Annotated in this window: 8 protein-coding genes; 4 read left to right on the plus strand and 4 right to left on the minus strand. The window is 45.2% G+C overall.

Going from position 1 to position 8291, the window contains the following annotated elements; genetic code table 11:
* Positions 1-28: 28 nt before the first annotated feature.
* Both QUB39_RS18270 and QUB39_RS18275 read right to left on the minus strand, forming a co-directional pair.
* The gene (locus tag QUB39_RS18270) at positions 29-649 is read right to left on the minus strand and encodes a Uma2 family endonuclease (RefSeq protein WP_333210332.1); all 621 of its coding nucleotides are present in this window, start codon (positions 647-649) and stop codon (positions 29-31) included.
* A 278-nt stretch (positions 650-927) separates the two neighbouring features.
* Positions 928-1707 (minus strand): ABC transporter permease, encoded by a 780-nt coding sequence (locus QUB39_RS18275; protein WP_333053811.1) that lies wholly within the window; start codon positions 1705-1707, stop codon positions 928-930.
* A 127-nt stretch (positions 1708-1834) separates the two neighbouring features.
* Here QUB39_RS18275 and QUB39_RS18280 point away from each other — a divergent pair, with 127 nt between their 5' ends.
* From QUB39_RS18280 to QUB39_RS18295, 4 genes are all read left to right on the plus strand, one after another.
* Positions 1835-2992, plus strand: coding sequence for a DegT/DnrJ/EryC1/StrS family aminotransferase (locus tag QUB39_RS18280; RefSeq protein ID WP_333053812.1), 1158 nt, complete (start codon positions 1835-1837; stop codon positions 2990-2992).
* A 644-nt stretch (positions 2993-3636) separates the two neighbouring features.
* Positions 3637-5313, plus strand: coding sequence for an AarF/ABC1/UbiB kinase family protein (locus QUB39_RS18285; protein ID WP_333210330.1), 1677 nt, complete (start codon positions 3637-3639; stop codon positions 5311-5313).
* Between the two features lie 227 nt (positions 5314-5540).
* The gene (locus tag QUB39_RS18290) at positions 5541-5915 is read left to right on the plus strand and encodes a hypothetical protein (protein ID WP_333047934.1); all 375 of its coding nucleotides are present in this window, start codon (positions 5541-5543) and stop codon (positions 5913-5915) included.
* A 186-nt stretch (positions 5916-6101) separates the two neighbouring features.
* Positions 6102-7052, plus strand: a complete 951-nt coding sequence (locus tag QUB39_RS18295; RefSeq protein WP_333210326.1) for an NAD-dependent epimerase/dehydratase family protein — start codon at positions 6102-6104, stop codon at positions 7050-7052.
* A gap of 3 nt (positions 7053-7055) precedes the next feature.
* On the opposite strand, the gene QUB39_RS18300 is transcribed toward QUB39_RS18295, so the two are convergent.
* Entirely contained in the window at positions 7056-8078 is a 1023-nt protein-coding gene (locus QUB39_RS18300) for an Npun_R2821/Npun_R2822 family protein (protein WP_333053815.1), read from the minus strand.
* Positions 8079-8105: 27 nt separating this feature from the next.
* On the minus strand, positions 8106-8291 hold a 186-nt coding region (locus QUB39_RS18305), incomplete at its 5' end, for a hypothetical protein (RefSeq protein WP_333210324.1).

The following is an 8291-nucleotide window of genomic DNA, read 5'->3' on the forward strand; positions in this document are numbered from 1 at the left end:
ACAAATAGATTTTGGCAAGGGTATTGAGTTACTCCGCAATCAATCCAGCTTGAAAAACTTGTTGTGCCGTCAAATTCAACTCTGGAAAAGTTGACGACTCAATTTTATCATTTCCCCGAAACAAACTCACCTCATACTCGCCATCAACCAACTGATAAACCGATATCGTTGGTTGCTTGGGATTCCCGATAAACCTGCGGCCGCCCAAACCGAGATAATCCACAATCCAGTATTCAGGAATCCCGATTAGTTCGTATTCGCCTACTTTTTTGATGTAGTCATTTTGCCAGTTGGTACTAACTACTTCAATAACCAGCGGAATTGATGCTCCTTGAGTCACAGTAGAGAATTTTTGCCATAAAGGTTCTGATGCTAAGTTGGGGCGATTTAAGATCGGAATATCGGGCGAATAGGCTGATTCGTTTTCCGGCGGCTTAACTAATGCTTGTTTGGGGATGAAGTACGGCAGGTTTAGCCTGACAAATTCAAGAGTTAATTTCGAGGCTAAGAAACCGATAACTTCTTCATGTTTTCCCGGTGGCTGGGCTATTTCAATAATCCCTCCCTTGTGCAGTTCGTAACGTCGGTTTTCGGGTTTCCATTCCGCAAATTCTTCAAAAGTTACTGGTTGATTTGGAGTTTTAATCATGGTAAATTATCCCGATATCTTGTCCTATAAATCAATCATAATTATTGTAGGGGCGGGTTCACCGACAATCTTTAATGTCAGTCCTAGATTCCCTAAACCCGCCCCGACTAGATATTTATGTACAGATTATATGAGTTGTCAGTTATCAGTCATTTGGGCGGGGCGGGTTTATGAGATTTATCATTTTTATCGGAGATGTTGGTGAACCCGCCCCTACGATAATTCGGGTTAATTTATATTCTATCTGGTGTTCCCAATGCCCAATGCCCAATTCCCAATTACCATTTGATCAATTGTGCATCTTGATTAAAAAACTTCCGGGACAATCCCTCAGTCAACAGCAGAGTTGCGATTACAGTTGCCAGCGCTAACACAAACATAATCAAAATCTGGTAAGATGCTGCATCGAGAGGACTGACACCGCTCAGCATTTGACCTGTCATCATTCCCGGTAAAGTTACGATTCCTACCACCGTCATTGTATTTAAAAGCGGGATTAATCCAGCTTTTATCGCATCTTTGCGGTACTGCTTTACTGCTTGCTGCGGCGTCGAACCTAAACTTAAATGGGTTTCTATTTCTAACTGGCTGCTATTAACTGTACTGACAAGTCTTTCGCCCGCGATCGCCCCGGAGTTCATGGCATTGCCCAAAATCATACCCGCTAAGGGAATCAGGTATTGCGGTTCGTACCAAGGGTCAGGTTGCAAAATTAGCAAGTTTGTATAGGCAAGAGTCAAGGCCGTACTTATCAAAATTGAACCCCAAACTAAGGGCAGTAAGTTCTTGATTTTTTTGCTGATGCGGTTGCTGGCAACCATGCTAGCAGTTGTCAGCATGATTGCTAAAACTGCTAAAACCAGCCAAGGATTTTTCCCCTCCGGGTCAAATATAACTTCGAGCACGTACCCGACTAAGATTAGCTGGATCAGGGTGCGCCCTGCGGCGATCGCGATCGCCCCCTCCAATCCCAATTGCTGCCACGCCGAAAGCCCGATCGCGATCGCCACCATCCCCAAAGCCCAACCCAAATCAGTAAAATCTAGCAGAATTAACACCGGCCCACCCTTTCGATAATGTGATTGTTTGCCTGTCCAAATATAAGATATTTGAATAAAGGTTTCTGAGAAACAGTTTTGCTGCAAGAATTTGCTTTGATAATGCTTGAAATTTGTGGTGTCAAAAGTGAATAATGTTCCCCCCCTCGACTTAACCCGCCAATACGCGCTCCTTGGCGACGAAATAACCGCTGCGGTGCAAAAAGTGCTTGCCTCTGGCGGCTACGTAGGCGGCCCGGCCGTCAAGAGTTTTGAACGAGAGTTCGCCGACTACATCGGCGTTTCCGAGTGCGTTGGCTGCAACTCCGGCACCGATGCCTTGATTTTGGCCTTGCGAGCTCTCAAAATTGGCCCTGGCGATGAAGTGATTACCACTCCTTTTACCTTTTTTGCTTCGGCTGAGACAATTAGCGCCGTCGGCGCCACTCCAGTATTTGTCGATATTGACAGCGAGACTTTTAATCTGGATGTCGAGCTCCTCGAAGCGGCAATTACCGACAAAACCAAGGCAATTATGCCCGTCCACATCTTCGGCCAACCGGTAGACATGACTCGGCTGATGGAAATTGCGACTCGGCACAATTTAGCCGTAATTGAAGATTGCGCCCAGTCTGTCGGGGCCCAGTGGCAGTCTCGAAAAGTCGGCAGCATTGGCCATGTCGGCTGCTTCAGTTTTTATCCGACCAAAAACTTAGGCGCTTGCGGTGACGGTGGCGCGGTGACGACAAACGATCCAGCCCTCGCAGCTTCGATGCGAGTGCTCAAAGAACACGGACAGTCTTCTAGGTATTTCTACGAAGAAATCGGCTACAACAGCCGTTTAGATGCCCTGCAAGCGGTGATTCTCAGCATTAAATTGCGATATCTCGACAGTTGGAACGCGCAGCGACAGGAGAAAGCGGCACTTTACAGCGAATTTCTCTCCCGCGTGCCCGGAGTTGCCATCCCCAAAGAATTGCCCGAAGCAAAAGGAGTTTGGAATCAATACACGATCCGGCTGACAACTCCAGAAGACGCCCAAAATCCCTCTGGCAATTTTCGAGATTGGATGCGGGCTCAGTTGCAGGAAGCTGGCATCGGTTCGATGGTTTACTATCCGTTACCTTTGCACCTGCAACCTGTTTACAAATCTTTGGGTTATCAAGCAGGTCAGTTGTCAAAGGCTGAGCAAGTTTGTCGCGAAGTCTTGTCTTTGCCGATGTTCCCGGAACTGTCGAGGGATCAACAAGAGCGGACGATTTATGGGCTGAAAGATTGCTTGGCAAAGGCCGATCGCATCCGGTAGCTTTGGCGCGATGGCATCAGCGAGGGAAATGCAGGAGGAGAAAAGAATTGCAGGGTTGCAGTGGTGTGAGAATGTGCAGCGGTCAGTCGATTTTAGATTTTAGATTTTAGATTTTAGATTTACCCCACAGATAAATCTGGGATCTTGAACTAGGGTCTAAAATTTTTATCTCTCCACGACTTAAGTACGTAGCACGGTATCCGTTGTTGGGCTGGGTCAGGGAGAGCTGTTAAGTATTTTGACCGATCACTTGTACTTTTATGTACTATATTTAATGAAAAGAAACAAATTTAGGCTAGCAATCCGCCTCGAACGGGTGCATTTTCCGCTCGCCTAAAACTTGCAGTGCGATCGGTCAATGATGAAGAAGGAAGTTCGGCAACGGATTCGCTCGACGGATGTAACGGATTTCAGGAAGAGGGAAGAAGGAAGAGGGAAGAAGGAAGAAGGAAGAATAAAGAATAAAGAATGTTGGAACTTTCGACTTCTAATCCCCGATACCCGATGCCCGATGCCCGATGCCCGATGCCCGATGCCCGATGCCCGATGCCCGATGCCTGATGCCTGATGCCCGATGCCCGATGGCCGATGCCCAATTCTCAATTTAACCTGTAATTTTCAGAAGATAAGAGGAAAATAAACGAGTGCCTCAGTATCAATTCACTCAGGCTAGACGCTACGATCCACAAGCGATCGCTCAGTATTACCGCAAACGTCCTTGGAAAGCAATTTGGCGCGCAATTACCGTTATTTGGTCTTTTGCAGGCTTCGTTCTGGGGATGCTGTGGGACAGTTGGCAGCATGAAGTCGCAGCACACCAGCCGGAACGGGCCACCCACCTACGACAAATACTTACTCGCTTGGGCCCCACTTTCATTAAAGTCGGCCAAGCCCTTTCTACCAGACCGGATTTGATCCGCAAAGACTTTCTCGAAGAATTGATCAAACTTCAGGATCAATTGCCGCCGTTTGACTCGGTGCGCGCTTTCGAGATTATTGAAGCGGAACTCGATCGCAAAATTAGCGAAACCTACAGCGAAATCTCCCCCGAACCTGTCGCCGCGGCAAGTCTCGGTCAAGTCTACCGAGCTCGCCTCCTCACCGGGGAAGCAGTAGCAGTCAAGGTTCAGCGACCGAATTTGCTGCCCGTATTGAGCCTTGACCTTTACTTAATGCGCTGGGCCGCTGGATGGTTGGGCCCGTTGCTGCCGCTGAATCTCGGTCACGACCTTTGTTTGATCGTCGATGAATTCGGTATCAAATTGTTCGAGGAAATTGATTATATCAATGAAGGCCGCAACGCCGAGAAATTTGCTACAAATTTTGCCGACGACCCGACAGTAAAAGTTCCCAGTATTTACTGGCGCTATACTTCAAATTGCGTTCTGACTCTTGAATGGATTGACGGCATCAAGCTGACAGATATGGAAAGTGTTAAAGCCGCAGGTTTGGATACCGATAGTTTAATTGAAGTCGGAGTCCGCAGCGGTTTGCGGCAGTTGCTGGAACACGGATTTTTTCACGCTGACCCCCATCCGGGAAATCTGTTTGCCTTAGCGGACGGCCGCATGGCTTACATTGATTTTGGGATGATGGATCAGATGGAAGAAACAACTAAAGAAACTTTGGTTGATTCTGTCGTTCATTTGATCAACAAAGATTACTTACAATTAGCGAAGGATTTTGTCAAACTTGGCTTTTTGACTCCAGATACAGATATTATGCCGATCGTCCCGGCGTTGGAATCTGTACTGGGTGATATCGTCGGCGAAAAGGTGTCAGATTTTAACTTCAAGACGATTACAGACCAGTTTTCGGAGTTGATGTACGATTATCCTTTCCGGGTGCCGGCGAAATTTGCCTTAATTATTCGCTCTCTGGTGACAGAAGAAGGTTTGGCCCTGACGCTGAATCCGAATTTCAAGATAGTCGAGGTGGCGTATCCTTATGTAGCGCGGCGTTTGTTGAACGGAGAATCTCCGGCACTGCGGCGGCGTCTGATTGAGGTATTATTCAAAGATGGCAAATTCCAGTGGAACAGGTTAGAGGACATGATCGCGATCGCCCGATCGGATCGCAGTTTCGACTTGCTCCCCACCGCCCAACTAGGCTTGCAATTTTTGCTGTCCGAGGAAGGCTCGTTTTTGAGACGCCAGCTAATGTTAGCTTTGATTGAGGACGATCGAATCCACACCGAAGAAGTTCGCAGCCTGTGGAACTTAGTCAAGGAAGATTTGCAGCCCAGTCGCCTGTTCAACGTTGCTCTAGGCGCTTTGACGGAGTTTTCCACAGCAGGGGCAGCCGCGCTAACTCGATTTTAATTAGAAGGAAGTTCGGCAACGGATTCGCTCGACGGATGTAACGGATGTCAGGAAGAAGGAAGAGGGAAGAAGGAAGAGGGAAGAAGGAAGAAAAATAATTCTACTCTTGCCAATTCCCAATTCCCAATTCCCAATTCCCAATTCCCAATTCCCAATTCCCCATTCCCAATTCCCAATTCCCAATTCCCCATTCCCCATTTCCAATTACCCAAATTAAGGAATTATTCGTGTATTATTTTCCAGAACCTCCCTATTTTTTAATGTCGGCTGGATTACTAGCAGGTATGGCTTCCGGCGTAGCATTTGAAGCAACTCTCAAACAATCCGTACAACAATGGTCTAAAAATCGTTCTACTCGCACCTTGGCTAACCTGCCAAGGCTGCAATTGGTCATACCTTTTCTGGGAATGGCGGGCGGTATTTGTGTATTTTTAGCTTCGGGGATGGAGATTTTTGGCTTCCCCAAACTACTTTGTTATGCCCTAGCTTTGCCACTGACGGTACTCACTGGCTGGCTAGTTTGGACTCAGCTAGGTAAGCTTTTGATCGAGTTAGAACGCGGAGGTTCCCAAGCGCTGGATTTAGATTCTTTTGAACAATGAAAGTTAACTATCAACCTCTTTTTATCAGAAGGAAGGGGGTTGATAGTTATCTAGGATTATCCTATTTGATGCTTTTTGAACCGCAGAGAACGCAGAGAACGCAGAGGAAGACAAAGAAGAAGATGACAAGTTAGGCAATAATTTGTGTAAAATTTTTAAAATCTAAAATCTAAAATCTAAAATCGAATGAGTATTTTAATTGTTACAGGTGCGGCGGGATTTATTGGCTCTAACTTAGTAGAAACTCTTTTAAATCGAGGGGAGACGGTAATTGGTGTTGATGAGTTCAACGATTATTACGATCCGGATCTCAAGCGCAAGAATATTGCACGATTTGAAAAGTATCCGGGTTTTGAATTGGTGGAAGGCGATATTTTGTCTCTAAATTGGCGTGGTCTTTTATCTGATGCTAAGGTGATATTTCATCAGGCGGCGCAAGCAGGAGTTCGTGCTAGCTGGGGCGACGGTTTTCGCAGCTATACGGAACGCAATATTAACAGCACTCAAGTATTGTTAGAAGCGGCTAAAGATGCGCCAAGATTGCAAAAGTTTGTCTATGCTTCTTCTTCTTCAATTTACGGCAATGCTGAATCTTTTCCCACGAATGAAAATGCTTGTCCGCAGCCGGTTTCTCCCTACGGAATTACGAAGTTAGCCGGTGAACGTTTGTGCGGACTTTATTACAAAAATTTTGGCGTTCCGACTACTTCGCTGCGCTATTTTACTGTTTACGGGCCGAGACAGCGCCCCGATATGGCTTTTCACAAGTTTTTTAAGTCGATTTTGTTTGATGAGGCGATTTCTATTTTCGGCGACGGATTGCAAACGCGGGATTTTACGTTTATCAGCGATTGCGTTGCGGCGAATTTAGCGGCGGCTGAGGTTCCTGAAGCTGCGGGGGAAGTTTTTAATATTGGTGGAGGAAGTCGGGTGGTTTTGAAGGAAGTTATTGATACAATACAAAGGATTGTCGATCGACCTATTCGCATAGATTTTACCGAAGCTGCGAGGGGAGACGCGCGGCACACTAGCGCAGATGTGTCTAAAGCCAAGAAAATCTTAGGTTATCAGCCGCAGGTTTCTCTAGAAGAAGGATTGAGGCGCGAATGGGAGTGGATTCAGTCTTTGTACAGTTAGATACTATTTATCCCCAAAATTCCGCAACTTAAATTGAACATTATTAAGTTTTCTCATTCCCCAACTTTTGAGATTTCTCCCCAAGCGAACCAACACATTTGGAGGCACGAGTTTTGGCTGTGTTTCCGACGAATTCAAATAGCGGTAATGCAGAAATACATCTCGGTAAGGAATCTCCACATCTTCACCAGCACACAAGCGAGTAAACTTTGCAGCCGAAATACTCATGTAATGCAAATAAGTAAGCCGCCGTCCTTTATCATATAAAACATCATCTATCACATCAAATTGAGAAGACCAATGATTTCCCGTTACCTGTTCGGGTTCAGCATATGCAAAGTTGTAAAAAGATATTTTGCTGCGGGCGACTAAATAGTTAAGTAAAGATTGGTCAGCCCCCCGCAAAGACATAATTTCCGCCTCTCCTGATGTTAATTTTTCTAAAAATTGAGAGCAATTATTTCGATTTAAAACCCCCGCTTTTGACGCAAACCAACCCGCACAAAAAGTATGAGATTGCAGTCCGTCAATATTTAAAATTTGAGGTAATTTGGGGGAGGACAAATCAAATATATAATTGAGGTCGGATTTGTATTGAAAATCGTTTGCTACCCAATCAAAATCATCAAGTTTTTGATAAATATAATCTAGAGAACCCATTAACAGAGTGTCTGCATCAAAATAGATAAATTTATCAAAAGGGCCGTCGAAACAACATAATTTTCGGTGCATTTCCAAACATTGAACTGGTTCCCAACCTTGAGATTTCCATACTTTTTGAGCTTTTGCATGAGTTTTCCAAACTTGAGTCGCAAAGTCTTCCCATAAAATGATGGAATCGGTATTTTCAAACAGGGTGACATGAGGACGAGTTGCAATTTCTACTTGCACTTTTTTCATTCTGTCATCATAGGGAATGATGCAAACAGGAATATTTTTTGCCCCGTTGACTTCGAGACTGTTCAATAAAGCGACTAAGTGGTCGAAAACAACATCGTTTGCCAGAATATAAATGCCATCAGTCATCGGATTTTAGATTTTAGATTTTAGATTTTAGATTGAAGAATTATACTCATTCAAACCTTGTTTGGCATCAAAAACACCACCAAATTTAGGAATTGTGGAACAGGCATCTTGCCTGTTCTTCCAAGCTTGTTTGGTGTCAAAAACACCACCAAATTTAGGAATTGTGGAACAGGCATCTTGCCTGTTCTTCCAAGCTTGTTTGGTGTCAAAAAC

Source organism: Microcoleus sp. AT8-B5 (assembly GCF_036705565.1).
Classification (GTDB): Bacteria; Cyanobacteriota; Cyanobacteriia; order Cyanobacteriales; family Microcoleaceae; genus Microcoleus.